Origin of the sequence: Mesorhizobium sp. M1A.F.Ca.IN.020.06.1.1 (assembly GCF_004023265.1) — a bacterium.
Lineage (GTDB): Bacteria > Pseudomonadota > Alphaproteobacteria > Rhizobiales > Rhizobiaceae > Mesorhizobium.
Map to the genome: position 1 here is coordinate 1 of NZ_RZSR01001431.1, position 997 is coordinate 997.

Here is a 997-nt window from a genome sequence, read left to right on the forward strand (position 1 = left end):
GTCCAGCAGCGTCAGCGCCGTTGCGGGTTCATCGGCCGCAAGCAGCGAGCCCTTGACCAACGCCAGGAAGGCGCCGAGGTCGGCGGGCACGCTCATCGGGTCGATCGGCTTCAGGATTTCGATTGCCGCGGCCGGCCTGCCGTTGAGATAGGCGACGACCCCTTTGGCGATGGCGAGGCTTTGCGGGTCGGCCGCCGCGCGCGAAGCCGCCGCCTCCACTGTGACGGGATTGCCGCCGCTCATGCCATAGACGAGCAGAGCGCGGAAATTCTTCGGGTCCTTGAAATCGCCGGCATCGGCGGCGCGAAGCCTGGCATCGGTCATTTCCAGCAGCTTGGCCTGCATTGGCAGCGCCGCATGATCGCCGCCGGCGATGCGGTCCTGGACCAACTGCAGCGAGCGCACCAGCTGATAAGGCTGCAGGCCGTCATCCTGTGCAAAAGCGGCAGCGGGCAATCCTGCGGCGAGCAGCAGCAGCCCGACTGCGCGGCCGATGGCGATCCTGACCCTCATCCGCCGGTCGCCATCAGGATTTCGATGCGGCGGTTGGCGGCGGCCAGCGGATCGGACGCGATCTTGGGCTGGCGGTCGGCGAAGCCCGCGACCTCGGTGATGCGGCTTTCGTCGACGCCGCCGCGCACCAGCATGTAATAGGCGGAGTGGGCGCGGGCGGTGGACAGCCGCCAGTTGTCGTAGGCGCCGCTGCGGAACGGCCGCGCATCGGTATGGCCGCCGATGGTGATGGTGCCCTTCTTCTCGTTGATGATGCGGCCGATCTTCTCCATCGCCAGCACCATCTCGCGGCGCGGCACGGCCGAGCCGATTTCGAACATGCCGAAGTCGAGCTGATCGGTAATCGAGATGACGACGCCCTTGTCGGTTGCCTCGACGGAGACGCCCTCGGCCAGCTTTTCACCGGGCGCAAAGGCCTTGGCCAGTTCCTCCTTGATTTCGGCGGCCGCCTTGAGGGCGGCGCTGCTCGGGACCTTCTTTCCCT

At 67.1% G+C, this 997-nt stretch carries 1 protein-coding gene and 1 pseudogene; both read right to left on the reverse strand.

What is annotated here, in order from left to right; genetic code table 11:
• A pseudogene (locus EOA60_RS34615) lies at positions 1-513 on the reverse strand (chemotaxis protein MotC); the annotation flags it as partial.
• The coding region (locus EOA60_RS34620) for an OmpA family protein (protein WP_164899846.1) at positions 510-997 on the reverse strand (488 nt) is incomplete at its 5' end. The pseudogene EOA60_RS34615 and the gene EOA60_RS34620, both read right to left, overlap by 4 nt.